The 26232-nt window shown below is 62.8% G+C and carries 29 protein-coding genes; 2 read left to right on the forward strand and 27 right to left on the reverse strand.

Annotation, left to right across the window (positions count from 1 at the left end; genetic code table 11):
- Positions 1-5 precede the first annotated feature (5 nt).
- The 21 genes from MIN45_RS00740 to MIN45_RS00840 form a co-directional block, all read right to left on the reverse strand.
- Positions 6-1997: a beta-galactosidase gene (locus MIN45_RS00740; protein ID WP_286292722.1), complete on the reverse strand. Its 1992-nt coding sequence runs from the start codon at positions 1995-1997 to the stop codon at positions 6-8.
- 275 nt (positions 1998-2272) lie between these two features.
- The gene (locus MIN45_RS00745) at positions 2273-3403 is read right to left on the reverse strand and encodes a glycosyltransferase family 4 protein (protein ID WP_286292723.1); all 1131 of its coding nucleotides are present in this window, start codon (positions 3401-3403) and stop codon (positions 2273-2275) included.
- Positions 3403-4521 (reverse strand): glycosyltransferase family 4 protein, encoded by a 1119-nt coding sequence (locus MIN45_RS00750; RefSeq protein WP_286292724.1) that lies wholly within the window; start codon positions 4519-4521, stop codon positions 3403-3405. The genes MIN45_RS00745 and MIN45_RS00750 overlap by 1 nt, the downstream gene beginning before the upstream one ends.
- A complete protein-coding gene (locus MIN45_RS00755; RefSeq protein ID WP_286292725.1) occupies positions 4466-5821 on the reverse strand; it encodes an O-antigen ligase family protein in 1356 nt (451 codons plus the stop codon). Before MIN45_RS00755 ends, MIN45_RS00750 begins: the two co-directional genes overlap by 56 nt.
- A gap of 1 nt (position 5822) precedes the next feature.
- A complete protein-coding gene (locus MIN45_RS00760) occupies positions 5823-6581 on the reverse strand; it encodes a sulfotransferase (protein WP_286292726.1) in 759 nt (252 codons plus the stop codon).
- Complete coding sequence (locus MIN45_RS00765; protein WP_286292727.1) at positions 6578-7882, reverse strand: lipopolysaccharide biosynthesis protein; 1305 nt, start codon at positions 7880-7882, stop codon at positions 6578-6580. Before MIN45_RS00765 ends, MIN45_RS00760 begins: the two co-directional genes overlap by 4 nt.
- A gap of 220 nt (positions 7883-8102) precedes the next feature.
- Positions 8103-9509, reverse strand: coding sequence for an undecaprenyl-phosphate glucose phosphotransferase (locus MIN45_RS00770; protein ID WP_286292728.1), 1407 nt, complete (start codon positions 9507-9509; stop codon positions 8103-8105).
- Positions 9506-10315 carry a TatD family hydrolase gene (locus MIN45_RS00775; protein WP_286292729.1) on the reverse strand — a complete coding sequence of 270 codons (810 nt, stop codon included), beginning with the start codon at positions 10313-10315 and terminating at the stop codon, positions 9506-9508. Before MIN45_RS00775 ends, MIN45_RS00770 begins: the two co-directional genes overlap by 4 nt.
- Before the next feature lie 31 nt (positions 10316-10346).
- The gene (locus tag MIN45_RS00780) at positions 10347-10697 is read right to left on the reverse strand and encodes a PilZ domain-containing protein (protein WP_286292730.1); all 351 of its coding nucleotides are present in this window, start codon (positions 10695-10697) and stop codon (positions 10347-10349) included.
- Entirely contained in the window at positions 10694-11659 is a 966-nt protein-coding gene (gene holB / locus MIN45_RS00785; protein WP_286292731.1) for a DNA polymerase III subunit delta', read from the reverse strand. Before holB ends, MIN45_RS00780 begins: the two co-directional genes overlap by 4 nt.
- Entirely contained in the window at positions 11656-12276 is a 621-nt protein-coding gene (tmk, locus tag MIN45_RS00790; RefSeq protein ID WP_286292732.1) for a dTMP kinase, read from the reverse strand. Before tmk ends, holB begins: the two co-directional genes overlap by 4 nt.
- Complete coding sequence (gene mltG / locus MIN45_RS00795; RefSeq protein WP_286292733.1) at positions 12273-13277, reverse strand: endolytic transglycosylase MltG; 1005 nt, start codon at positions 13275-13277, stop codon at positions 12273-12275. The genes tmk and mltG overlap by 4 nt, the downstream gene beginning before the upstream one ends.
- Entirely contained in the window at positions 13274-14089 is an 816-nt protein-coding gene (gene pabC, locus MIN45_RS00800) for an aminodeoxychorismate lyase (protein ID WP_286292734.1), read from the reverse strand. The genes mltG and pabC overlap by 4 nt, the downstream gene beginning before the upstream one ends.
- A gap of 10 nt (positions 14090-14099) precedes the next feature.
- Positions 14100-15344 carry a beta-ketoacyl-ACP synthase II gene (gene fabF / locus MIN45_RS00805; protein WP_286292735.1) on the reverse strand — a complete coding sequence of 415 codons (1245 nt, stop codon included), beginning with the start codon at positions 15342-15344 and terminating at the stop codon, positions 14100-14102.
- Positions 15345-15394: 50 nt separating this feature from the next.
- Complete coding sequence (acpP, locus tag MIN45_RS00810; RefSeq protein ID WP_286292736.1) at positions 15395-15631, reverse strand: acyl carrier protein; 237 nt, start codon at positions 15629-15631, stop codon at positions 15395-15397.
- 258 nt (positions 15632-15889) lie between these two features.
- Positions 15890-16624, reverse strand: a complete 735-nt coding sequence (gene fabG, locus MIN45_RS00815) for a 3-oxoacyl-ACP reductase FabG (protein WP_286292738.1) — start codon at positions 16622-16624, stop codon at positions 15890-15892.
- A complete protein-coding gene (gene fabD, locus MIN45_RS00820; protein WP_286292739.1) occupies positions 16621-17580 on the reverse strand; it encodes an ACP S-malonyltransferase in 960 nt (319 codons plus the stop codon). Before fabD ends, fabG begins: the two co-directional genes overlap by 4 nt.
- Before the next feature lie 3 nt (positions 17581-17583).
- Positions 17584-18543 (reverse strand): beta-ketoacyl-ACP synthase III, encoded by a 960-nt coding sequence (locus MIN45_RS00825; RefSeq protein WP_286292740.1) that lies wholly within the window; start codon positions 18541-18543, stop codon positions 17584-17586.
- A complete protein-coding gene (gene plsX / locus MIN45_RS00830; protein ID WP_286292741.1) occupies positions 18540-19610 on the reverse strand; it encodes a phosphate acyltransferase PlsX in 1071 nt (356 codons plus the stop codon). Before plsX ends, MIN45_RS00825 begins: the two co-directional genes overlap by 4 nt.
- A gap of 55 nt (positions 19611-19665) precedes the next feature.
- A complete protein-coding gene (gene rpmF / locus MIN45_RS00835) occupies positions 19666-19860 on the reverse strand; it encodes a 50S ribosomal protein L32 (protein ID WP_286292742.1) in 195 nt (64 codons plus the stop codon).
- A 2-nt stretch (positions 19861-19862) separates the two neighbouring features.
- Positions 19863-20381 (reverse strand): YceD family protein, encoded by a 519-nt coding sequence (locus MIN45_RS00840; protein ID WP_286292743.1) that lies wholly within the window; start codon positions 20379-20381, stop codon positions 19863-19865.
- Between the two features lie 76 nt (positions 20382-20457).
- Between MIN45_RS00840 and MIN45_RS00845 the strand changes: the two genes are divergently transcribed.
- Both MIN45_RS00845 and MIN45_RS00850 read left to right on the forward strand, forming a co-directional pair.
- The gene (locus tag MIN45_RS00845) at positions 20458-21042 is read left to right on the forward strand and encodes a Maf family protein (protein ID WP_286292744.1); all 585 of its coding nucleotides are present in this window, start codon (positions 20458-20460) and stop codon (positions 21040-21042) included.
- Positions 21039-21548: a Smr/MutS family protein gene (locus MIN45_RS00850; RefSeq protein WP_286292745.1), complete on the forward strand. Its 510-nt coding sequence runs from the start codon at positions 21039-21041 to the stop codon at positions 21546-21548. Before MIN45_RS00845 ends, MIN45_RS00850 begins: the two co-directional genes overlap by 4 nt.
- Here the strand turns inward: MIN45_RS00850 and MIN45_RS00855 are convergent.
- The 6 genes from MIN45_RS00855 to eno all read right to left on the reverse strand — a co-directional run bounded on the left by MIN45_RS00855 (position 21521) and on the right by eno (position 26232).
- On the reverse strand, positions 21521-22330 hold the full coding sequence (locus tag MIN45_RS00855; RefSeq protein WP_286292746.1) for an undecaprenyl-diphosphate phosphatase: 810 nt from the start codon (positions 22328-22330) through the stop codon (positions 21521-21523). The two genes, MIN45_RS00850 and MIN45_RS00855, sit on opposite strands and share 28 nt — an antisense overlap.
- The gene (gene truD, locus MIN45_RS00860) at positions 22327-23352 is read right to left on the reverse strand and encodes a tRNA pseudouridine(13) synthase TruD (RefSeq protein WP_286292747.1); all 1026 of its coding nucleotides are present in this window, start codon (positions 23350-23352) and stop codon (positions 22327-22329) included. Before truD ends, MIN45_RS00855 begins: the two co-directional genes overlap by 4 nt.
- Positions 23349-23828, reverse strand: a complete 480-nt coding sequence (gene ispF / locus MIN45_RS00865) for a 2-C-methyl-D-erythritol 2,4-cyclodiphosphate synthase (RefSeq protein ID WP_286292749.1) — start codon at positions 23826-23828, stop codon at positions 23349-23351. Before ispF ends, truD begins: the two co-directional genes overlap by 4 nt.
- Positions 23825-24517, reverse strand: a complete 693-nt coding sequence (gene ispD, locus MIN45_RS00870; protein ID WP_286292750.1) for a 2-C-methyl-D-erythritol 4-phosphate cytidylyltransferase — start codon at positions 24515-24517, stop codon at positions 23825-23827. Before ispD ends, ispF begins: the two co-directional genes overlap by 4 nt.
- 165 nt (positions 24518-24682) lie before the next feature.
- Entirely contained in the window at positions 24683-24955 is a 273-nt protein-coding gene (locus MIN45_RS00875) for an FtsB family cell division protein (protein WP_286292751.1), read from the reverse strand.
- Positions 24952-26232, reverse strand: coding sequence for a phosphopyruvate hydratase (gene eno, locus MIN45_RS00880; protein ID WP_286292752.1), 1281 nt, complete (start codon positions 26230-26232; stop codon positions 24952-24954). Before eno ends, MIN45_RS00875 begins: the two co-directional genes overlap by 4 nt.

Below are 26232 nucleotides of genomic sequence, written 5' to 3' on the forward strand. Positions count from 1 at the left end.
CCATATCACTGTATAGATACATGAAGCCTACTATATTCATACATAGCCGGTGTCGGCTCCAACCCTGCGTCAAACAAAGATTCCCGCACACGACTACGAGCAATATTCTGCGTACCTGGAAACCAGTTGAACCAGAATACCCTTTTCACTCCTTGTGACCGGGCCTGCATATAGATCTTCGGCATCTGCCGGGCCGGCTCAAATAGATTAAATGGTTTCAACCAGGCTACCGGCCCCCCATCAGCACCAAGCCTGTCCAACCTGCCATCATCACTGGACCAGGGCACACCCCGTTCCGTATCCCACAGCGGCAGGTTCTCATAACCCGTTTTGTTTAGCAGCTTCCTAATGCGCACAGCGTAATCTGTCAATGGATCAGACCAATCCTCCTTACCTAAGAAATTAAAAGCATGCCTGCTATGGTAGGAAATTACATCGACATGTTTTCCACCACCAAGACGCAACATATCCTCTAGAAACCCCGGAAATTCCCCCCTCCGGCGGCCATGCCCAAACATCGGATAAGCCGTACTGCTGAACCCCACCAAACGGCTATCTGGAGCATATCGCTTCTGAATTTCCCGGGTAATCCTGACGATACGAATGAAATCCTCCGGGAGGAATTTGTGACCGGGCTCATTCCAGATCTCAAAATTTTTTACCCTGCTACCAAGATGGGCAAACAATCGCTCCAGGTAACTACGGTATTTTTCCAAATCCAAATAGGGAGTCTTGTCATAGCCCTTCTCCTCGAACGCTTTCCTCTGATAATCGAAGCGCATTCCTTTCCGCAAATCGATGGTTTCCTCCCCAGGATGGCTGGTCAACAACCACTTGGGCAGGCGCGACAAACGATTAGAACCCAATTCCAAAAGAATTTCCATACCGTACTTATGAGCGGTCGTTATGGCTGCATCCAGAGCATGAAAATCATAATGAACACCATCCTCAGATAATTCATTCGGCATTGCCGGATTGAACATCCTTACACTGCCCACACCAATATCGCGCATCAGGCGGTACAGGTCATCCGCCGTGGCCACCGCCGGCACAAAATCGGTCAAACCCTCTTCCTCCGTACACATACCGAAGAATCTGCGCCGCTTTGGAGGGAGCCGAACCGGCTCGACGACCACATAAGCCCGCTTGACATATTCTTCCTTACCATCCTGATCCCGCAATCGTACCAGTATCCGGAAATATCCGGATTGCCCGGTCGGCAGAGGAATGCGCCAAACCTGAGAAGGGGTTCTCTCACCATCCAATGGAGAAACCTTCACGATTTCCCCAGACACATCCTCCACCCTGTAGTCTACCGGTATTTGATCTGGCGCGGGCAACAATCTCATCTGTCCTTGCTGGCCCCGGCGATAGACACCCAAGGCGACATCGGGTAACAACAGGGCGCGATGACCGGAAACCACTGAATGGCCTTTATCATCCAGCAAAGCAATTCGGTTTATCCAAACATTCTGCTTGCTACGGACCCACAGCTTCAGTACATGAACCGCCTTCTGACCGTTCACCCACCGTCTCAGAACATCAATGACCCCGCCACCTCCAGGTACCGGTTGGTCATCGGCTTCAAAGACCAGCTCAATTTTGCCGCTATCGATTATGCTGGCATATTCAGAGGCCAGTTTCTTAGTCCCGGCGAACACTTCGGCGGTCACCCCCACTGTTCCCGTGGAAGTCAAAGAAACGGCAAAACGATAGACACGGCCGGCTCGCAGTGCCAAAGGCTCGAAGGTGATGCGGTAGCCTCCTTCCGGAAAGCCAGGCAATACGAGCGTGCGGGAACGGTCCTGGTTTACCAACAACCGTGGAAAAGCTCTAACGTGATCATGTGGATAGCGGGGATAACGCTGAATCTCGAATCTGGCATCGAAAACGCAGCATTGCCCCAGGGGAACGGGATTGATCACGGTATTCCCGGCGATGGCACATCCTTCCAGGCAAAATAGCAAGGAGAAAACGATAAAAAATGCCCTAGGCATAACCGTAACGGTCCAACTCCGAACGCATGACCTCGGTAATCCTGTCTACCGTTTCTTCCCCCAAGTTGGTCAAATACTTATCTCTGAAATCCAAGATGGGAACCTTTCCCAAGGCACGCTCCATCAACCCAGGGTATACCTCCAAACCTGCAAATTCATATATTTCCCAATAATCACCAAGCCATACAAGTGCCCGGTGAGCAGCGAAAGCCTCGAAAATGATAGTCGTTCCGCTTCTCGGAATACCGACTAGCTTCTTCAGGCAGGAGCCCTGGTCACTTCTTTGCACTAGCCTCCTCCACGACTTGACAGAGCAGATCGGCAGTCCGGGCAAGCATCTGGCTTTCGGTAAAACGCTCGGCCACCCATTCCTGAGCCATTTCCCCCATATCCGAAGCCTGGTCGGGATCATCCACGATCCGTTGCATTCTCTCAGTCAAAGCACTGACATCTCCAGCCGGAAACAACAACCCGGTCCGGCCCTGAATCACCGCCTCCGGTAAGCCGCCAATTTCCGGGGCAATGACTGGAACCTCCATGGCCATGGATTCCAGCATGGCCATAGAAAAAGTTTCCACCGCCACGGAGGCCAACACCGTAGCATTACAGGCGGCGATGACCGGACGACTGTCTTCCACCTGCCCTAGAAAAACGATCCGCGCAGCCTTTCCAACCCTGGACGCACGCGCTTCCATCTCCGCTTTCAACGGTCCGTCGCCTGCCAGCAGCAACCAGGCATCCCCCTCGATCCGGTCGAAGGCTTGCAGCAGCAGATCATGGGCTTTCTCGGGGCGAAAGCCGGCGATGCAACCAAAGACCACCGCCTGTTCAGCGATACCGTACCGATCCCGCAACGTCTTTCCCGCCGAAACAAACTGGCTCCTCCGGAATCTCTCAGGGGGTATGCCATTATGAATCACCCAGGAACGGTCCCTGAGTTCAGGGAATCGGGAAAGCCAATACCCGCGCTGATTGTCACAGACAAAAATCACCCTCGCGCAGCGCCGCAGCAAACGTCGGTACAGCAAACAGGTTTGCCACTCCTCCTTGGCATTACGGCTGACCGTGGTATGCAGGGAGGCCACGAGGGGCGGCTTCCGACGGGCCCGGAGGCGTCCCAGCCACCCGGCCAGCAGGGCAAACTGCAACGTGGTGTGGATGAGCTGGATACCGTATCGATCGATCACCCGGGCGATCTCCCGGGTATAGCCGAAATCGAACTTCCAGCGGCGGCGGGCAACATGATGGTGAACCCTTTCATGCAGCCGCCCAGCCTGATCCAGATGGCGTTCAAAGGTCAGCAGATGGACTTCATGCCCCCGAGCCGCCAGGCCGTTGACCAGGGCCACCACCTGGGTTTCGGCTCCCGCCCGCCTGAGCGAGGGCACGATGAACAGACAGCGCATCAGTTCCGCTCCAGAAGCGGTCTGAACAAGGCCTCGTAGCGGTCGACCACCCCAGGACCATGATGGGCCAAGGCATACGCCCGCACTTTCCGGCTCAGCCGCTGCCAACGCTCAGGCTGCGACAACAGATCCCGAATCACTTCGACCGCTTGCGGGACACTCGAGACCACGACCCCTAAACCTTCCCGTTCGATGATGCCGTCGGGATCGAAAAAGGCCACCACCGGGGTTCCCGCCATCCAAGCCTGCAGATAGGTGTTGGGAAAACCCTCGCTGTCGGAAGTGGACAGCAGCAACTTCGCCCTAGCAAACATTCCCCGGCTTTGGTGATAAGGCAGGAAACCACTCCACTCCAGGTTACTGAGGGTTTGTGCCTGACGTTGCAAGTCCGCATACAGTTTTTCACTCCCAGGACAAGCACCACCTATCACCCGGAAACTCAGATCAGGCAACCCCGCAGCGATCTCCAGCACCCGCTGCGGGCATTTGACCGGGCGGATGTTGTTGACCCACAAAACGTCCAAGTGCCGTGCTTCCAACCCTGTAGACCTTTCCAACTCCTCCACCAGCATCCCAGCCATTTCACTATCAAGTCCATAATGCCGGCGCAGCAACGCCTGCTGTTGGCAGCTTTGGGCCACGATCAAATCGGCCTGTCTCAGCCCCCATTCGTAGAGCTTACGATCACGCCAATAACGGATGAGCTGCCGACCGGGAATGCAATCCGTATCGCTGGCCACTCGGTAGACAAACGGACGCCGGTGACGCCGGCAATGCCAGGCGGTCAGCGCCGTGGCCACGCCGGCACAGGACTGGTAATACAAGTCGGCATCGGCGCGCGCCAGCGCCGCCAACAGACCGGTGGCGCGGGGATGAACGAACCGCAGCACCGAGATCCCGGCCTGGGGGGAAAAGGCCTTCCACAGGCGGATGCCGTCGATGACTTCCCCATCGGGCTGGCCATGGTCCAGTACGACCATGTGGACCTCGTAACCGCGCCGGACGAAAGCCCGGGCCAGCAGGGCCTGCTGGACACCTTCGCCCCCATGATGCCCCCCCTTTTCAGGATTGAATACTGGATAGGCCTCCAGCCCCACGAAACAGAGTCGTTTTTTCATGGCGCTTTTTTCCAATTGCGTGTTTTTTTCCTGTCATTGGCACCATCCCGGCATGCCTCTGCTTTGGCAACCGTCCCAGAGCCAGGCACAAGGCCGGAACGAACCAGAAAAGAACGATGTAATTGAGGGAATGAAAGAAGGCCACGGGAAGGGTGGCCACCAGCGCCCCCGCTAAGGCCGTCCCTTCCTGGCGATAGCCCCGGTGGATGGCCCGCACTGCGGAAAAATAGGCGCGCCCGAGGACAGTCAGGAAGACCCCCAGACCGACCACCCCGGTTTCCGCCAGGACATTGACGAAGGTGTTATGGGGGTCGGCAGGAAATCCCACATGGCGATCCACCGCATTCGGCCCCCCACCCAGAATGGGTGATTCCTCCCAGGCGGCCAATCCCATCTCCGCCAGCCTGGGCCGATTCCTGGCGGAATCATCGATGGTCGTGGCATGGGTCAGCATCGCCAGGGCCGCCTCGTGCAAAGGGGGAATCACGACGGTCAGCACCAGGCTCAATACCAGCATGGCCCCCACCGCTGACAGAGTCCGGACGCTCCGCCGGCGCCACAAAACATCGATGCCCCCCAGGACCGCCCCGATCAAGGCGGCACGCAACACGGCAAACACCACCCCCGCCAGGCCGATCAAGCCCAAAACCACCGCCAAAATCCTCTGACGCAGATTCCCCGCAAACACGAACAGGGTCGCCGCGATGGGAAAAACGACCACGGCGTACAATCCCGCCATGGCAAAATGGCCAGAAAGTCCAACCCCACGGACAAAGCCCCCCGCCTGAGCCACCTCCAGCTCACTGGGCAGATAGGCCCACATGAAACCAGCGCGCTGCAGTCCCTGTACAATGGTGTTGACCAGAATCAGAAGGACATACACCCATAACAGCCGATAAAGCGCCGGCCGGGAATGGATGCTGAGATAGATGAGCAGGGCGAAAAAAACCGGCACAAGAGCCGATTTTACCTCCCAGAACGAAAGGCCATTGACGAGAATGGCCATGGCGATGCAGGCGGCGTAGGCCAACAGCAGGGCCACGTCAACGAGTTTGACGATGGTTTTCCTGATCAGCATGGACGCCAACAGCGGCGGGCCGAAAATCAGCAGCGTCAACTGCCCGGTGGGAATCTTTTTACCGCCGAACGCCAGATCCACGAGGGCAGGCATGAAAAAGAAAAAAGCTAGCACCAAGGCGGCGATCCATTCAGGATGCTTCACCAACCAGTAGAAGCCCAGCAGCCACAGCAGCAAGGCGGCGACGAGATAATGGAGGGGAATATTGAGGATGACTTCCATTTCAACGCGTGACTTGAGCAAGCTGGCGGTTTCTTTCTTGTTCGAGAGCCTTCCTCACCGCATCCGGGGAATAGGGACCACAGCTATCCATCAAGAGCCGGACACCACGGAACAGAAGGTCGCCTTTGTTCCTGACCCGGTACATGGCCGGGTCGCGCCGGTCCACCATCGGCCTGGCGGTGAAGCGACGCAGGCGTTCCAGCTCTTCATCCCCTTGCATGAGGCGCTCGTAGTTCAGTAGTAGAAAATCCTTCCCCAACGGTCTGCCAAAATTCAGTATCGCCGTGTTGTACTCACACCACTGGCGCAAATGAACGAACGCCCGCCAGCCGTTGACATAACGGCGCCGGTATCCCCGCCAGCGGTGCCGGGGCCAGTTGCCGGCCGGATCGCGGTAAACCGCGATCAGCCGATGCGGTGGCAACAGATTCTTCCAGAGCGGATAGGTGACCACGGTCCGCGGGTCCTTGAACCCCCAGTCCTGATACCTCTCCTGTTGATTTGCGATCAGTCTTCGCATGCTTTCCTGCTGGTCAGGCGATAACGCTTTGGGACAATGGCGGGGACGCAGATGCCTGACCTGGTCGTCGGCCAACCCAAGCAGGGCCTTGTTGACCGCCTGGAAGGCCGGATGCTCGTACTTGCCCCCCGCGTCGTAGTTGTCGTCGTCCACATCGATCATGCGAATGCCACTATGATGGAGCAATTCGCTCACCAAAGTGGTCCCGGAAAATCCCACCCCCAAAACGACGTAAATCAAGTTTCCACCTCCTGTACTCGAGCGATCGTTCCCAGCTTCGGAGCTCCTGCAACCACGGCCATGTATAGGATCAGACCGAGGAGCATGATCCCCCGGGCCAGCGCACAGCCCCACAACAGCGACAGGACATCCCCCCCCAGGTAATATCCCAAAGCCATGCCCCCCAGTTGCATCGCTAGGATTCCGTGCTGGAACAGCAACCAGAAACGCTGCCTGCGCAGAGTGACCACCAGAGCGGAAGCCGGAACCGCCGTCCACTGCATCAGCAACCAGGGCATCAGCGCCGCCGCATAGACACCAGCCTCGGCCCATTTTTCCCCCAGTACGACAGCGAACAACCATTGGCCATACACCATGACCAGAGCCACCGGCCCCGCTGCAACTAGAAACATCAATGCGGTCACGGTGAGAAAATCCTTTCTCAATTTCCCTTCAAGTCCCCCTTGCGTCGTCCGATGCAGATAAGAGCGGCGGACCGACTCGCCGATCACCGTCAATGCCGTCACCAGCAGAGCATTCACCATGGCATACTGCCCCGCCTCGCGAGCGGTGAACAGCCAGGTGATCACCAGCAGCGGCAATTGGGTATTAAAGGCGCGCAACAAGGCCGCCGGGGTATTATACAGGGGAAAGTGGCGGTATTCCGCCACCATCCGGCGTAGGTCAATCCACCTCAAGGAAACAGCCTGCCGGACGATACGAACCACATGAAAACTATAAATGAGGACCCGCAGCAACTGGCCGGCCAGTACGCTGGCCATCAGCGGCCACAATTGCGCTCCCAACAGGTAACCGCCCCCCACGCGCATGCCGCTGGTGGTCCCGGACTGCAACACGTCCCCCAGGGAACTGAGGACGAAACGGCGCCGGCGGGTCATCCATCCCTCGCAACCCATGATGATGCCTTGCAGCAGCACCCCCAGCGGCAACAGCCACAACCAGTCGCCCAGTTGCGGCAATATTTCCATGCCGAAACAGGTGGAGACGCCAATCACCATCCACAACAGGATCGAGAAAACCATAACCGCAAGGAAGGCAAAAAGCGCCAGCCCCACCGCTTCCTGTTCTTCTTTCGGCAGGACGATGGCCTGGGGAAAGGAAAGAACGGCAACCGGAACCAGAATGCCGACCAAAGAAACGAACAAGGCTGCGATTCCATATTGATCCGGCAGATAGATCCGGGAAACGATGGGTACCAAGCCGATACGAAGCCCCGTGGAGACAGCCTTGCCACCACTGAGAATTACGATGTCTTTGAGAAATCTCTTCCTGCTCACAAAAACTTCCAGGCAAACCGGCACAAGGGTCAGATGCGATTTAGCATCAGCCCTGGCGCTGGCTTAACTTTCTTTGGTCTTTTTGCAACCCACAACGACTTCCCTGATTTATGCAAGCACCGCAGCTTTTAGCACTCTTGCAAAGTCCACAAATTACCGGACACCATTTTTAAGCAAAAGGCAAAATCCATGCTGCTTCTGCGACCGATTGACAGCTGTCACATTGTGCTCCTTGATTTTCGACTCAGTAGGCATTGGGCGAACGGAATCCCTTGAAGATCGTCAGAAAAATGATCTTTAGATCCAACCATAAAGACCAGTGGCGGATATATTCGATATCGTGGCGTACCCGCATGGCCATTTTATCCAGCGTGTCGGTCTCCCCCCGGAAGCCGTTGATCTGCGCCAACCCGGTGATGCCGGGTTTGACTTTGTGGCGCAGCATGTATCCTGGAATCAGCCTGCGATACTGTTCGTTGTGGGCCACCGCATGGGGCCTTGGGCCGACGATGGACATGGTGCCCTGGAGGACGTTGATGAACTGGGGCAGTTCGTCCAGCGACGTGCGGCGCAGGAAAGCGCCGAAGCGGGTCACCCGCGCATCGTTCTTCTTGGCCTGTTTCACGTCTTCACCATCTTCGCACACCGTCATGGTACGGAATTTCCACACGATAATTTCCTGGCCGTTGAAACCGTAGCGGCGCTGCTTGAAGATGACCGGCCCGGGAGACGACAGCTTCACGCCAATGGCAATGATCAACATGGGCAGGCTGATCAGCAACAGAATCAAACTCCCCAACACCAGATCTTCCGCCCGTTTGAGCGCCCCCTCCACGCCACGGAAGGGCGTATCGTAGACGCTGATCACCGGGATCCCCTGCAGCATGTCCCAGCGGGACTGGATCAGATCGAAAACGAAAAAGTTGGGCACGTAGAAAACCGAAATGGTGCTGTCGCCCAGATGGGAAAGGATACTGCGGATACGCTTCTCGGCACTCATGGGCAGCGTGATGAAAAGACAGTCGATGCGGTTGTGGCGGGCATCTTCATAGAGACGCTTCAAATCGCCCAGTAGGGGAGTGCACGATTGCAGCAGCCGGCCCGGTTCCCGGTCGTCATAGTACCCGACGAACTGGTATCCAAGCCAGGGCATTTCCGCAATGGCTGTCTGCAAACGCTTTCCCAAAGCATTCGCCCCGACGATCGCCACGGTTTTCCTGTTCCTGCCCCGGTTGCGAAAGAAGGCAAGCAGCAGACGCCGCCCGCCATATAAGCCGATGAGCAATACCAATGCGGTCACGAACCATAAAAGAACCACCTTACGGGAAAACAGAGTGGCGGTCTTGGTAAGAAACAAGACGGCGATCAGGACCGCAATGGCGCAAATCCAGGCGAAGGCCAGCCTGCGCGCCTCCCGGTAAAAGGAAGAACCGCGCCAGGACTGATATACCTCCAAAGCTTCGGCAAAAAATCCGAAGAGAAAGCTTCCGCCTATTCCAAGCCAGATATAGGGGGAGGTAACAGGCGTTTCCGTCCATTCCAAAAGGAAAAGTAAAGACAAGAATATGGCAGCATTATCCAACAACCGGACCAGTGCGGTCAGCTTGGAATGGTGCGGACGAATGACACGGTTTACTGAGCTTTCATTCACTGGAGTTCCAGTTCTTGTGTTTTTTCACTCAATGCGAGTGGAAACAAACGATAAAAATTATCCCGGCTGGTTTCACCCACCCGTTCCAAAGTCGTTCCCCGCAGCTCGGCGATCTTCTCCGCCACTTTGCGGACGTAGAAAGGATAGTTGGGCTTGCCGCGGTAGGGAACCGGCGCCAGATAGGGGGAATCGGTTTCGATCAGGAAGCGGTCCTCGGGCACCTTTTGCGCCGCCTCCTGGATGGCCTGGGCGTTTCTGAAGGTGACGATGCCGGAAAAGGAGATGTAGAGGTTCAGGTCCAGGGCCCGGCGGGCCATGTCCCAGTCCTCGGCGAAGCAGTGGAGCACGCCACCGACCTCCATCGCCCCCTCCTCCTGCCAGATCCTGAGGGTGTCCTCTTTGGCGGCGCGGCTGTGGACGATGAGGGGTTTGTTCAGCGTTTTGGCGACCTGGATGTGCTGGCGGAAACGTTCCTGCTGCCAGGTCAGTTCCCCCTCGCTGCGGAAATAGTCGAGACCGGTCTCGCCGATGGCCACCACCTGTCGGCGGCGCCCGTATTCCAACAGCCGCTCCACGTCCAGAGGCTGGCCCTTGCTGTCGTTGGGATGCTCACCGGCGGAAAGGGAGATTTCCTCAGGATGACGGGCCGCCAGTTCGGCGCAGCGCTCGAAGGTGGACAGGTTGATGCCGACGCAGAGCATGTGGCCCACCCCTTCCTCCCGGGCCCTGGCCATGAAGCGGTCGAAATCGCCTTCGAAAGGCTTGAGGTCGAGACGGTCGAGATGGCAGTGGGAATCGATCAGCACCGGTCGGCCGGCCTCCAGTATCCAAAACGGGCTACATGGTATGGGTTGGCTTCTCGGATTGCAAGGTTCCGGCGAGATGGGTTTCGATCTTGCCGCGGGTCCTGCCCTGGTCCTCGTCGCTGAATTCGACCCCCACCCCGGCGCTGCGGTAGCCTTCCGCCCCTTTGGGGGTGATCCACACCACCCGACCGGCCACGGGGATCCGCTCCGGTTCGTCGAGTAGGCTCAGCAGCATGAAGACTTCGTCCCCCAGCTGATACTCGCGACTGGTGGGTATGAACAGGCCGCCGTTGTTCAGAAACGCCATGTAGGCGGCGTACAGAGCGTTCTTGTCCTTGATGGAAAGCGACAGGATGCCTTGTTTGGGTTTCGGTTTGGTCATGATCGGAGCCGATGGATTTCCAGAAACAGCGCTTCCACCTGCAGGGTCTGGTTGAGTGGCGCCTCTACCCTTTGGTGCAAGGTCAACAGCCGCTGCCAGAAAGCGAACAGCTGCTCTAAGTCTAGTCGCTGGGCCCAGGTCTGCAACCAGTCGCGGCGGTCGGGATTGCGCAGCCTTTCGCCGACGCCCTGGCGCAGACAGATCCAGTCGGCGGCGATCGCCGTCAGGTGCAGGAGCAGGGTATCGAGCGGGCTTTCCTGCCAGGCGGCCACCAGCATCACCGGATCGCGGCGGCCGCCAAGAATAGCCTCCAGGGTTTTGAACAGCCGCTGGCGCAGCTCGAAGGCCTCGCCTTGAAGCCAGGCCAGCGCCGCCAGAGGGGCGTCGGCGTTGAGGGCCAGGGCCAGTTCGGCCCGGTTCCGGTCGATCCCCTGCGCCGCCAGCCAGGCGATTCCCGCCGGTGGCGGAGGCGGGCACAGGCGGAAATGCTGACAGCGGCTGACGATCGTCGCCGGCAGGCGGGCAGGCTGCTCGCACAGCAGCCACAGACTGGTATCGGGAGCCGGTTCCTCCAGCGTCTTGAGAAAGGCATTGGCGGCGGCCGGATTCATGCGCTCCGCCGCCTCGACGATCACCAGCCGCCCGCGGTCGTATTGGGGGGTCAGGGTCAACTGCCCGCTGAGCTGGCGGATCCGCTCGACGGTCAACGGCTTGCCCGGTTCCGGGGCGATACGGCACAGATCCGGGTGACTGTCAGCGGCCAGCAGGCGACAGGCGGCACAGGTCCCGCAGGCGCTGCGCGTTTCACACAACAGCTTCGCGGCAAAATCATGGGCCAGCCGCCCCTTGCCCAGGCCGCGGGGACCGCTGAGCAGCACGGCCGGGGGCACCCGTCCCTGCCTCAGTCCCGCCATCAGCCGGCGCCAGACCGGCTCGTGCCAGGGATAGCGCGGCAGGCTCATCGCTCACCCAGCAACCGTTGCAGTTCCGCCGCGATCGCCTGCTGGACCTGCGCCAGCGGCAGGGTGGCGTCCACCCGGCGGATGCGCTGCGGCGCCTGACGCCAACGGCGCAGATAGGCCTGACGCACCCGTTCCAGAAAGGCCACGGTTTCCTCCTCGAAGCGGTTGGTGTCCCCCCGGGCCCGGGCCCGGGCCAGACCCACCTCCACCGGCGCGTCGAGCAGCAGCGTCAGGTCCGGCTGGCGGCTTACCAGCCAGCGCTCCAGATATTCGATCCGTTCCCAGTCCAGTCCCCGGCCGCCTCCCTGATAGGCGTAACTGGCATCGACAAAGCGGTCGCACACCACCCAGCGTCCGGAGGCCAGGGCCGGTTCGATGAGATCGCGCAAATGCTGGACCCTGCCGGCGAAGATCAACAGCAGCTCCGCCTCCGCCGCCAGCCCCTGCGTCTCCAATACCAGCGTCCGCAGGGTTTCGGCCACCGGCACCCCCCCGGGCTCGCGGGTGATAACCGCCTCGATCCCCCGCTGCCGGAGGAAATCCCGGATGAAGGCCAGATTGGTGGTCTTCCCCACGCCCTCGCCCCCCTCCAGGGTGATGAAACGGCCACGCTTCACCGGCGCCTCAGCTGGTAACGGGCCACGGCGCGGTTGTGCTGGCGCAAGGTGGCGGAAAAATAATGACTGCCGTCCCCCTTGGCGACGAAATACAGCGCATCTCCCGCCGCCGGATGCAGGGCCGCCTCGATGGCGTCGCGTCCCGGCAGGGCGATGGGCGTCGGCGGCAGACCGGGATGGACATAGGTGTTGTAGGGGGTGTCGGCCTTGAGATCACGACGCCGCAGATTGCCGTCGAATCTGTCCCCCAGACCGTAGATCACGGTGGGATCGGTCTGCAGTTTCATGCCTTTCCGCAGGCGGCGGATGAAGACCCCGGCGATCTTCGGCATTTCGTCCCGGCGGGCGGTCTCCTTCTCGACGATGGAAGCCAGAATCAAAGCCTCGTAAGGGGTCTTGAGCGGCAGATCGGAAGCGCGACCGGCCCAGGCCCCGGCCAGCACCTGTTCCATGCGCCGGTAGGCGCGGCGCAGGATGTCGCGGTCGCTGGCGCCGCGGGTGAAAAAGTAGGTGTCGGGGAAGAAGCGCCCTTCCGGATGTCCCGGCGGCAGCCCCAGTTCCGCCAGCAGCCGTGACAGGGGAACGTCATTCAGGGTATGGCGCAGGGCCGGTTCCGCCGCCAGGGCCTGCAGAGCCTGCCGCACCGTCCAGCCCTCCACCAGGGTGAGGCGGTGCTGGGCGACCTTGCCGGATACCAGCAGCGCCAGCAGGGACTTGGGCGTCAGCCCCGGGGTCAGGCGGTATTCGCCGGCGCGGACGGCGGCCGCCTCCCCCCGCTGGCGGGCCCACCACAGCAGCCAGCGGGGCTGGGGCAGGATACCCTCACGATGCAGACGCTCGGCCACCGAGCGCAGGGATTCCCCGCGCCGCACCTCGAAACGCAGCGGCAGCTCCAAGGCCAGAGGGCGCTCCAGGGCCTGACGGTAGCTGCGCCATACCCAGGCGGCCCCGCCGGCCGCCACCAGGCTCAACACGATCAGCCCCCACACCAGCCGCTTCATGACGACCACACCCTTTGCAATCTGCGCGTCGTCTCCCCCACCGGCCAGTCCCGTGCATCCTGCCAGCGGATCACCGGGACGATGCCGATGACGCTGTTGGTCAAAAACACCTCCTGCGCCTGCAGCAGAGCCTGCGGATGCGCGCGCACCTCCAGGACTTGGAGGCCCCAGGCTCGCAGGCGATCCATCACCCAGCGCCGCACCACACCGGCCACCCCGCAACGGTCGAGACGGGGGGTCAGGACACGTTCTTTCTCACGCCAAAACAGGTTGGTCATCACCCCCTCCACCAACCGGCCCTCGGTATCGCACATCAGCCCTTCGTAAATGTCCGGGTCGCGCCACTCCCGCCGGGCCAGAACCTGTTCCAGGCGGTTGCAGTGTTTGAGACCGGCGAGCGCCGGATTGATCCCCAACGGGGTATGGCAGAGGCGTACCGCCACCCCCAGGCGGCGTCTCTCTTCCAGTCCGGCAGGAAGCGGGTGCAGGCTGAACACCCGGGTGGGGCGGGGATCGGCGGGCGGGGCATAACCGCGGCCGCCGCAGCCGCGGGTCAATTGCAGCTTGAGCACGCCGGCAGCGACGCCACGGCAGGCGGCCAGGGCCTCCCGCCACAGGGTTTCCGGCGCCGGCAAGGGGATGCCCAGACGTTCGCACCCCAGGCGCAGCCGCGCCAGATGGGCCTCCCAGAGGCAGGGGCGTCGATCCCGGATCAGAAAGGTCTCGAACAGAGCGTCGCCGTACTGGAAGCTACGGTCACAGACGGAGACGCTGTCTTCCCTGCGACCGTCGATCCAGACCGGACCGGCCATGGCGGAAGTCTCAACCGTCGAAGCGCTTGAAGACGAGGGTGGAATTGGTACCGCCGAAGCCGAAGGAATTGGAAATGGCGATATCGACCTTGGCCTCGCGCGCCGTGTGCGGCACGTAGTCGAGATCGCACTCCTCGTCCGGTTCGTCCAGGTTGATGGTGGGCGGCAACACCTGGTCGCGCAGCGCCAGGATGGTGAAGATCGCCTCGATCCCCCCGGCGGCGCCGAGCAGATGCCCGGTCATCGACTTGGTGGAACTGACGGGGATGCGGTAGGCCGCCTCGCCGAAAGCCTGCTTGATCGCCCGGGTTTCGGCCAGATCCCCGGCCGGCGTCGAGGTGCCGTGGGCGTTGATGTAATCCACCGCCTCCGGGGCGATGCCGGCGTTGTGCAGCGCCCGGCGCATGCAGCGGGCGGCCCCGTCGCCGTGGGGCGGCGGCTGGGTCATGTGATAGGCGTCGGCGCTGGCGCCGTAACCGATCAGCTCGGCGTAGATGCGGGCGCCGCGGGCGCGTGCGTGCTCGAGGGATTCGAGCACCACCACCCCGGCCCCTTCCGACAGCACGAAACCGTCGCGGTCCTTGTCCCAGGGGCGGCTGGCCCGCTGGGGATCGTCGTTGCGCCGCGACAGCGCCCGGGCGGCGGCGAATCCCCCTAAGCCGGTCGGCGAAATGGGATATTCGGCGCCGCCGGCGATCATCACCTCGGCATCACCGGTGCGGATGATACGGGCGGCCTCGCCGATGTTGTGGTTGGAGGTGGCGCAGGCCGAAACTACCGCGAAGTTGGGGCCCTGCAAGCCCTTCATGGTGGCGAAGTTGCCGGAGATCATGTTGATGATGTTGGCCGGCACGAAGAACGGGGAAATGCGCCGCGGCCCGCCCTTGAGAAAGGCGCTGTGGCCGTTCTCGATCCCGGTGATGCCGCCGATGCCGGCGCCGATGGCCACCCCGATCATCTCGGCGTCGGCCTCGCGCACCTCCAGCCCGGCATCGTCGAACGCCTGGCAGGCGGCGGCGATGCCGTAATGGATGAAGGGATCCATCTTACGGGCTTCCTTGGCCGGGATGTATTCGGTGACGTCGAAATTCTTCACCGTTCCGCCGAAGCGGGTGCTGAACTGGCTGACGTCGAAATACTCGATCGGCCCGATGCCGCTTCTGCCGGCCAGGATGTTCTCCCAGGCCTCGGCGACGCTGTTTCCCACCGGGCAAAGAATTCCCAGCCCCGTAACGACGACCCTTCTCTCGCTCAATGCTCTCACCTGGATATGAAAGCCCGCAGGAGGTGCCTGCGGGCGGAGACTCAGTGATTCAGATGCTTTTCGATGTAGTCGATGGCTTCCTGAACCGTGGTGATCTTTTCGGCTTCCTCGTCGGGAATTTCGCAGTCGAACTCCTCTTCCAGCGCCATCACCAGCTCCACGGTATCGAGGGAATCGGCCCCCAGATCGTCGACGAAAGAGGCGTCGTTGGAGATCTCTTCCTTCACGCCCAGCTGTTCTGCCACGATCTTCTTCACACGTTCTGCCACGTCGCTCATGAATGATTACCTCGGTCGGTTTTGTTGTCGTTGATCCAAAAACCAGGAAGCGGGCATTTTAATGGCCACCTCCGGCAAACACAATGTTTATGGGCCGCAGTCTTGGCACCTCTCAATTTGCACTTCCGGGGGCCGGGAAGGGTCTGCCGGGCCGAAATTCGTCCGTAAATTTAGGCCCGGCGCGGCCTTCCCTGGCCGCTGACAGACCCTTCCCGGCCCCCTCCGATAGAGGGAAAACAGGTACTGAAGGCCGAGGTCTTAAGGCATGTACATGCCGCCGTTCACATGCAGGGTTTCGCCGGTGATGTAGCCGGCCCGGTCGCTGCACAGGAAGGAAACCGCATGGGCGATCTCCTCGGCCTCGCCCAGGCGCCCCAGGGGAATCGCGCCCAGCAACGCCTCGCGCTGGGCCTCGGGCAACGCCCGCGTCATGTCGGTGTCGATGAAGCCGGGCGCGACGGTGTTGACGGTGATGCCCCGCGAGCCCACCTCCTTCGCCAGGGACTTGGTGAAACCGACCATGCCGGCCTTGGCGGCGGCATAGTTGGTCTGACCGGAGTTGCCGGTCGCCCCCACCACCGAACCGACGTTGACGATCCGCCCCCAGCGCGCCTTCATCATGCCGCGCAGGCAGGCCTTGCTGAGGCGGTAGACCGAGGTCAGGTTGGTGTCGAGGATCGACTGCCATTCCTCGTCCTTCATCCGCATCAGCAGATTGTCCCGGGTGATACCGGCGTTGTTCACCAGCACCAGAGGGGCGCCGAATTCCTCGTTGATACGCTCGACGATCTGCTGCACCTGAGCGGCATCGGTCACGTCCAGCACCATGCCGGTCCCTTCCCCCACCTCACGGAGGGCGGCGGCGATGCGCTCGGCACCGGCCTGGCTGGTGGCGGTTCCCACTACGGTGAGTCCGTCGCGGGCCAGTTGCAGGGCGATGGCGCGGCCGATGCCGCGGCTGGCACCGGTCACGAGGGCGACTTTGGCGGTCATACGATTTCCTCCAGGCTTGCGGCCAGCGTGGCCGGATCGAACACCGGCAACGTCCGGCATTCCTTGACGATACGTTTGTTCAGGCCGGTGAGCACCTTGCCCGGCCCGGCCTCGACGAAGCGGATGACTCCCTGGTCGCGCAGGAAACGGATGGTGTCGCTCCAGCGCACCGGTGAATACAGCTGCTGAGCGAGCAGGGCGCGGATGACTTCCGGGGCCGCATGGGTGCCCACGTCCACGTTGTGGATCACGGCGATCTTCGGCATCTCCACCGGAACCGCTTCCAGCAGCGCCGCGAAGCGTTCGGCCGCGGGCTTCATCAGCTCACAATGCGACGGCACGCTGACGGCCAGTTTGAGGGCGCGCTTGGCACCCGCTTCCCTCGCGGCCTCACAGGCGCGCTCCACCGCGGCCGTTTCCCCGGCTATCACCACCTGGCCGGGGGCGTTGAAATTGGCCGCCGCCACCCGCTGTCCGGTCTCCTCGCTCACCTTGCGGCAGAGCCCGACCACCACATGGTCTTCGAGCCCCAGAATCGCCGCCATCGCCCCCTCGCCTTCGGGAACGGCGGTCTGCATCAGGCGGCCGCGCTCGGCCACCAGCTTGACCGTATCCGGGAACGGCAGCGAGCCGGCACAGACCAGGGCGGTGTATTCCCCCAGGCTGTGACCCGCCATCCAGGCGGGACAGGCGTCCGTCTGCGACTGCCACACCCGCCATACGGCGACACCGGCCGCCAGCAGCGCCGGCTGGGTGTTGACGGTCTGATCGAGCTTTTCTGCAGGGCCTTCCTGGACCAGACGCCAGAGATCGAAGCCCAGCGCCTCGGAGGCCTCGGCGAAGGTTTCCCGGACCTGTGGGAAGGCGGCGGCCAGATCCTGCAGCATGCCGACCGCCTGCGACCCCTGACCGGGGAACAGGAATGCCAAATCGGGACGTTGTCTTTCTTCTTCCATCTTTCAATACCTGATCAAAGCGGAACCCCAGGTGAATCCCCCGCCGAAAGCCTCCATCAACAACACCTGACCCCGCTGGATGCGGCCGTCGCTGACCGCCTCGTGCAGCGCCAGCGGCACCGAGGCCGAGGACGTGTTGCCCTGACGCTCAATGGTGACCACCACCCGCTCCATGGACATCTTGAGCTTGCGAGCGGTGGCGGCGATGATGCGGATGTTGGCCTGATGGGGCACCAGCCAGTCCACGTCGGACTTCTCCAGACCGTTGGCCGCCAGAGTCTCGTCCACGATCCGCCCCAGGGTGTTGACGGCGATCTTGAACACGTCGTTGCCCTGCATCCTGATGTAAGGTGGCTCGCCGCTGATCCCCATCTCGGGGTTGGGGAGATAGAGCAAGTCGTGGAAGTGGCCGTCGGCATGGATGTGGGTAGAGAGGATGCCGGGGGAGTCAACGGCTTCCAGCGTCACCGCGCCGGCACCGTCACCGAACAGGATGCAGGTGGCGCGGTCGCTCCAGTCCACTAGGCGGGAGTTGATCTCGCTGCCGACTACCAGGGCCCGACGGGCGCTGCCGGCGCGGATGAACTGGTCGGCGATGCTGAGGGCGTAGATGAAGCCGGCGCAGGCGGCCTGAACGTCGAAGGCGGGACAGCCGCGGATTCCCAAACGCTGCTGCAGCAGGCAGGCGGCGCTGGGGAAGATCCGGTCCGGGGTGCTGGTGGCCATGATCACCAGATCGACCGTCTCCGGTTCCCAGCCGGCGGCCTCGATGGCCTGGCGGGCGGCGACCTCCCCCATGCTGGAGGCGGTTTCCTCCGGGGCGGCGATGCGGCGCTCGCGGATCCCGGTGCGTTCCACGATCCAGGCATCGGTGGTGTCCACCATCCGGGAGATGTCGTCGTTGGTGCGGACCGTGGCGGGCAGGTAGCCACCGGTGCCGGCGATGCGGGCGTAACGGTTCATGCGCGATTCATCCGGGTGGTGTGGGGGGCATCTTCGTGAATGCCGGCCCCATTGGCGAAAATGGTGGCCACCCGTTCACCGATCCGTTCGGGAACGGCCTTGTCGATCTCCAAAAGCGCCATGCGAATGGCGTTGGCGAAGGCGGCGCGGTCGGCGTTGCCGTGGCTCTTGATCACGATGCCCTGCAACCCCAGCAGAGTGGCGCCGTTGTAACGCCGCGGGTCGAAACGTTGCTTGAAGCCACGCAATACCGGCAGCGCCATCAGCCCCACCAGCCGGGCGTAGAGGTTCTTCTGAAAACCCTCCCTGAGCGCCTGGCCCAGCAGCCGCGCCAGCCCCTCGATGGTCTTGAGGGCGACGTTGCCGACGAAACCGTCGGTCACCACGATGTCCACCTGGCCGGTGAAGATGTCGTCGCCTTCCACGTAACCGATGAAGTTGAGATAGGAGCTGGAAAGCAGACGGGCGGCCTGCTTCACCTGTTCGTTGCCCTTGATCTCCTCCTCGCCGATGTTGAGGAGTCCGACCCGGGGGGAATCGACGTTCTCCACCGCCCGTACCAGCTCGTAGCCCATGACGGCGAACTGGTACAGATGTTCGGCGCTGCAATCGACGTTCGCCCCCATGTCGAGGATATGAGTACAGCCATTGGCCGCCGGCAGGGTGACGATGATGGCGGGGCGGTCGATGCCGGGAATCGTCTTCAGCACGAACCGCGCCGTGGCCATCAGGGCGCCGGTGTTGCCGGCGCTGACACAGGCGTCGGCCTCACCGTCGCGCACCAGATTGAGGGCGACGCGCATGGAGGAATCCCGCTTGTTGCGAAGCGCCCGGGAGGGAAGATCGTCCATTGCCACCACCTCGGAGGCATGGTGGATCCGCAGGCGGGGGTGGTCCGACCGGCCGTGGGCGGCCAGGCTTTCCCGCAACACGGCGTCCTGACCCACGAGGATCAGCTGCAGCTGCGGGTACTGGCGCAGGCAATCGAGCGCCGCGGGCACGGTCACCTCAGGACCGTGATCGCCGCCCATGGCGTCGATGGCGATCACAGGCGCCTGTTTAGACATGAACGAACCCCCTCCCTGACCGCTTCATCATCGTGACCGTGTTTTCCCGCCGAGCTTATTCTTCTTCCACCTCTTCCTGTCTGACCGCGATCACCTGGCGGCCGCGGTAGTAGCCATCGGGACTGACGTGATGGCGCCGGTGGGTTTCCCCGGTCAGCGGATCCTGGGACAGTGCCGGGTTCTTCAGGCTGTCGTGGGCGCGGCGCATGCCGCGCTTGGAACGGGTCTTGCGATTCTGTGGTACCGCCATCTCTAACCTCTCTGTCGGTCTTGCTTTGTCTTCAACCGGGCCAATGCCGCGAACGGATCGTCGGCCGCCACTGCTTCCTCCACACCGGCATCCGCCGAACAGGTCTTGGCAGGCTGGCAATGGGCGTGCTTGGGGATGTCGGGAATCGCCAGGATCAGCTCGTCCTCGACGATGTCGGAGAAGGGAATCCGATCTTCCTCCAGCAACAGCGGCTCGAACGCCTCCGGAAGCCGGTCACCCTCTTCGATGGAAGTGACCACGCCCAGACTGACCGGACTGTCCACGGCGATCCGAAGCGGCGCCAGACAGCGCTGGCAAATCACTTCCAGTTCGCCACGCACAAAACCGGTGACGGCCGCCACCCGGTCCCGGCGCTCGAAACGCAGATCCACCGTCACCACCTCGTCGGGATTGGTGATCATCCCTACCAACCGGGGCAGCCGAGCCAGCGGCAACCTACCCACCCAGCGACGCCCTTTGGCGACACACTGAAGCGGGTCGATCAATTCCGGCAAACGCATTGGCATAATTTGGGAATGATACCGATTTTGGCAAAAACCTGTCAAAATAATATCTTTAGTCCACCTGGATGAAACGATGCCGCCGCTGGTCCTCGCCTCCGGTTCCCCCTATCGCCGCAGCTTGCTGGCCAGGCTCGGGCTGCCCTTCGAATGGGCCGCTCCGGAAATCGACGAAACCCCACACTTCAACGAGGCCCCCGAGCAGCTGGCGAGCCGGCTGGCGGCCGCCAAGGCCCGGGCCCTGGCGGCGCAGTTTCCCGAACACCTCATCATCGGTTCCGATCAGGTCGGCCTGCTCGGGGGCCGCAAACTCAGCAAGCCCGGCGATTTCGAAACCGCCCGGGAACAGCTGCTGGCCGCCGCCGGCCGCACCCTGAGCTTTCACACCGGCGTCAGTGTCCTCAACAGCCGCAGCGGCCGTCAGTTAAGTGCGGTGGATACCTGCCGGGTCCATCTGCGGCCGCTGACCGCCGCCCAGATCGAAAATTACCTGCGCCGCGAGCAGCCTTACGACTGTGTCGGCGCCTTCAAGTCCGAAGGGCTCGGCATCGCGCTGATCGCCCGCATCGAAGGCGATGACCCCAATACCCTGGTGGGCCTGCCGCTGATCCAGCTGATCTCCCTGCTGCAACGCTTCGGCATCGACGTGCTGGCGGCATGAATATCGACGACGAAGACATCGAACTGTTCCGCCGTGCGGTGGCCGGCATCGAGCCGCTGCCAGCCGGCAAGCGGGGCCGGGCCGTGCCGGTGACCAAACCGGCAAGCCGCCGGCAACCGTCTCCAGAAGCGGGGACGGAGGCGGAACCGGCCCTGTCTCTGGGCGACACCCTGCGCTATCTGCGCCCGGGCGGCGACCAACGCCTGCTGAAACGCCTGCGGCAGGGCCGTATCCCGCCACGGGCCGAACTGGATCTCCACGGCTGCACCCGCACCCAGGCCAAGCCGCTGCTGGATCATTTCCTGGCCGAATGCCTGGCGGACCGCATCCGCTGCGCCCTCATCGTCCACGGCAAGGGCTGGCGCTCCCCGGACTTCAAACCGGTGCTGAAAAGCGCCCTTGACCAATGGCTGCGCCAGCATCCCCAGGTGACCGCCTTCTGCAGCGCCAGGCCGAAAGACGGCGGCAGCGGCGCCCTCTACGTGCTGCTGGGCCAGAAGAAGTAGAGCAGCACGCCGCCGAGCAGCAGCCGGTAGAGGACGAACGGCATCATGCCGACCCGTTCGAGCAGACGCAGAAACCAGCCGATGCAACCGTAGGCCGCCAGTGCCGAGGTGGCGACCCCGAGCAGCAGCAGATCCCAGTCCACCGTATCGCCGGACTGGATGAGATCCACCGTTTTCACCCCACCGGCCAGGAGGATGACCGGAATCGACAGCAGAAATGAGAAACGCGCGGCACTGAGGCGGTCGTAGCCCAGAAACAGGGCCCCGGTGATGGTGATGCCGGAACGGGAGGTGCCGGGGATCAGGGCGACCGCCTGGAACACGCCGACGATCAGGGCGTCGCGCCAGGTCAGCCGGTCCAGACTGCGCCGCCCCCGGTGCCAGCGTTCGGCGATTCCCAAAAGCAGTCCGAAGACGAGGGTGGCGGCGGCGATCACTTGCGGGGTGCGTAGATACGCTTCGATCCCGTCCTTGAGCAGCAGCCCCGCCAGCCCGACCGGCACGGTGCCGATGAGAACGCCCCACCCCAATACCGCATTGGGGTTGGAACGGCGCGTCTTCAGCGCACGCAGCCAGTCCGAGGCGATGGCCGCGACCTCGCGCCGAAAGTAGACCAGCACTGCGATCAGGGTGCCCACATGCACCGCCACATCGAAGGCCAACCCCTGATCGGCCCATCCCAGCAGCCTGGGCACGAGAATCAGATGGGCCGAACTGGAAATCGGCAGAAATTCGGTCAAGCCTTGGAGCAGCGCCAGCCAGAAGGCATGGGTACAGGTCACGGTATCTCCTCCCCGGTTTCGATCAGTTCATGAACCAGCCCGGTAGCGTAACTGCCGGCCGGCAGGGTAAACGACAGCCGCAACGCCGCCGGTTCCTCCCATTCCCAGCGCAAATCCCGCACCCGCACCCGCAGGGGCCGCCGCTGCATCTTGGCCTCCCGCACCAGCGCCGCGGCCAGATCCGGCCACAGGGAAACGGCCCGGTGCTCCCAGGCGCCCGCCTCTCCGACGGCGCCCTCCCCCTCGCCCCACAGGGGACCTGTGGGATGCAGCGCCAGGCGGGCCATCCGCGCTTCGATTTCGGCATCGATCCCTTCAGCCCGGAAAAAGGCGCCGCCGCCGTCGAACATGAGCAGGTCGCCGGGCAGCGCCCGGTCCCAGCATCCGGCCTCGACCCGCAGGGCCAGCACCTGGTTGAAGATCACCGCCCGCGCCGCCGACAGATACAGGCCCCGGTGGTGGCGGCTGCGGACCTTCTCTCCCTGCAGCATCGCCACCGCCCTTGCCAGATTGCCGCCCCCGTGACCGAAGCGCTGGGGGCCGAAGTAATTGGGCATTCCCCGGCGGGCGATCTGTTGCAAGCGGGCTTCGAACGCGGCCCTGTCGCCATCGAAGCCCTGCAATCGCAGGCGGAAACGATTACCCTGCAAAGCGCCTTTGCGCAGCCGCCGGCGGTTGCGGGTCCAGCGCAGCACCGCAAAACCGTCCCCCCGGCAGCCGTCCCACGGCAATTCCCGTCTGCCCGGCAAGTGGACGCAGAACCACTGCCAGGTCAGCGCGTGACGGTCCTTGAGACCGGCATAGGACACCTGCCGCCGCGGCACACCGGCGAAACGGGCCAGTTCCATGGCCACGTCCTCGGTGTTGCGGCCGCGCTTTTCCACCCACAGGAAAACGTGTTCCCCTTCCCCTGAAGGCGTGAACCCCAGGATTTCCTCCACCTGGAAATCCTCCGCCGCCTGCTTGACCTGGGCCCGGCCCAAAGGCGGCCCGAAGGTGCGGGGACAGGTGGGCGGTTTCAACGGCCTGCCAGCAACGCCACCGCCTGGGCGGAAATTCCCTCCCCCCGGCCCTCGAAGCCCATCTTCTCGGTGGTGGTGGCCTTGACATTGACCGCCTCCGCCTCCAGCCCCAGATCGGCGGCGATGTTGGCCTGCATCTCGGGGATGTGGGGCACCAGCCTGGGGGCCTGGCAGACGATGGTGAGATCCACGTTGACCGGCCGCCAGCCCTTTTCCGCCAGCAGCGCGCGCACCCGCCGCAACAACAGGCGGCTGTCCACCCCCTTGTACGCGGCGTCGGTATCGGGAAAGTGACGGCCGATGTCGCCCAGGGCCGCCGCCCCCAGCAGGGCGTCGCACAGGGCGTGGAGAGCCACGTCGCCGTCGGAATGGGCCGCCAGGCCCCTGTCGAAGGGAATCCTGACGCCGCCGAGGGTGACGTGATCGCCGGGCTGGAAGCGGTGGGCGTCGTAACCTTGTCCGACTCGGAAGTTCATGTCTGTTGCCTCAGATAGAACTCGGCCAGAGGCAGATCCTCCGGCCGGGTGATCTTGATGTTGCCTGGATGGCCCTCGACGATCTTAGGGCGGCGCCCGGCCCATTCCACCGCGCTGGCCTCGTCGGTGATCGTCGCCCCGGCCGCCAGCGCCCGTTCCAGGGACTCGGTCAGCGGCCGGTAGCGGAACAGTTGCGGCGTCAGGGCGCGCCAGATGCGGCTGCGGTCCACGGTGGCGACGATGTCGCGACCCTCGACCTCCTTCAGGGTATCCACCGACGGCAACGCCAGGATGCCGCCGACCGGATCGCCCTCCAGCTCGGCCAGCAGCTTCTCCACATCGTCCGGGCGCAGGCAGGGACGGGCAGCGTCGTGGACCATGACCCAGTCGTCAGGCCGCGCTTCTGCCGCCAACGCCCGCAACCCGGCCAGCACCGAGTCGGCCCGCTCGGCCCCACCGATCGCGGTCATCACCCTGGGATCGAAGGCCGCCGGCAAGGCAGGCCAGCGCGGGTCGTCCGCCGCCAGGGCGACGACGATGCGCTCGACCGCCGCCACCGCCAGCAGGCGTTCGATCGTATGCTGCAGCACCGGCTTGCCAAGCAGGGTCAGATACTGTTTGGGAATCGCCGCCCCCATCCGTTTGCCGCTGCCGGCAGCGGGAATGACGGCGAAACAGCGAGCCTTCATGTCTCTTTCACGAATCCGTTGCTATGGGCGCCGTGGCAACCCTGCGATGGTCGTGGGAGACGGATTCCGGGGACGCCATGAACCCATCCCTGGGGGCTCGGTACTCGGCCATCCAGGCCAAGTACGCCCCTCCATCCGTTTCCCACGACCATCCTCCCGCAAGGCTCACTGCGGCACCACCATGACATAGATCTCGCCGCGCCGGATCATCCCCAGATCGCGCCGGGCCCGTTCTTCCACCGCGGCCAGATTGTGCTTGAGATCCTGCACTTCCGCCTCCAGGGCGCGGTTGCCCTCCTCCTGCTCGGCCACCTGGGATCGCAGCGCGCTCACCCGGGCTTGGAGACGGCGGTTCTCGACGAAGCCGCCGTCCCCGAACCACAGCCGGTACTGCAGAGCCAGCAGCAGCCCGGCGAGGATCAGAAGCGCCGCTCTCACCGCAAGTGCGGGAAGGCGCTGCGCCCCGGATAGACCGCCTTGTCCCCCAGCTCCTCCTCGATCTTGAGCAGGCGGTTGTATTTGGCGATACGGTCGGAACGCGACAGGGAACCGGTCTTGATCTGGCCGGTGCCCCAGGCCACCGCCAGGTCGGCGATGGTGACATCCTCGGTTTCTCCGCTGCGGTGGGAAATCACCGCGGTGTAGTCGGCATCGTGGGCCATACGCACCGCTTCCAGGGTTTCGGTCAGGGTGCCGATCTGGTTCACCTTGATGAGGATGGAATTGGCGATGCCCTTGTCGATGCCTTCCTGCAGGATGGCGGGATTGGTGACGAACAGGTCGTCGCCCACCAGCTGGATCCTGCCGGCTAGCTTGTCGGTGAGGATCTTCCAACCGGCCCAGTCGTCCTCGGCCATGCCGTCCTCGATGGAGATGATGGGATAACGCGCGACCCAGTCGGCCAGATAGTCGGCAAAACCTTGGGAATCATAGCTTCGGCCCTCCGATTCCAGCACGTACTTGCCGTCCCGGTAGAATTCCGAGCTGGCCACGTCCAGCCCCAGCATGATGTCCTCGCCGGCCTTGTAACCGGCCTTGTCGATGGCCTCCAGGATCACCTGCAGGGCCTCCTCGTTGGAGGACAGGTTGGGGGCGAAGCCGCCCTCGTCGCCGACGGCGGTGTTGTAGCCTTTCGCCTTCAGCACGCTTTTGAGGTGGTGGAACACCTCGGCGCCGTAACGCAGGGCTTCGCGGAAGCTGGGCGCCCCCACCGGCAGGATCATGAACTCCTGGAAATCGACGTTATTGTCGGCATGGGCGCCGCCGTTGATGATATTCATCATCGGCACCGGCAGGCGGAATTCGTTGTCCTTGAGATAGACGTACAGCGGCACGTTGCCGTCGAGGGCGGCGGCATGGGCGGCGGCCAGGGATACCGCCAGGATGGCGTTGGCCCCCAGGCGGCCCTTGTTGTCGCTGCCGTCCAGTTCGATCATCCTGCGGTCCAGGGCGGCCTGGTCGGCGGCGTCCATCCCCACCAGGGCGTCCTTGATCTCGCCGTTGACGTTGGCGACCGCCTTGAGCACCCCCTTGCCCAGATAGCGCTTGGGATCGCCATCGCGCAGCTCCACCGCTTCGCGGGCACCCGTGGAAGCCCCGGAAGGCACCTTGGCGCAGCCGATGACGCCGGAGGCCAGCTTCACCTCGGCCTCGACGGTGGGATTGCCGCGGGAATCGAGAATCTCTCGGGCGTGAATGTCTACGATTTTGGCCAT

It is taken from the genome of Methylomarinovum tepidoasis (assembly GCF_030294985.1).
Taxonomy (GTDB): Bacteria; Pseudomonadota; Gammaproteobacteria; order Methylococcales; family Methylothermaceae; genus Methylohalobius; species Methylohalobius tepidoasis.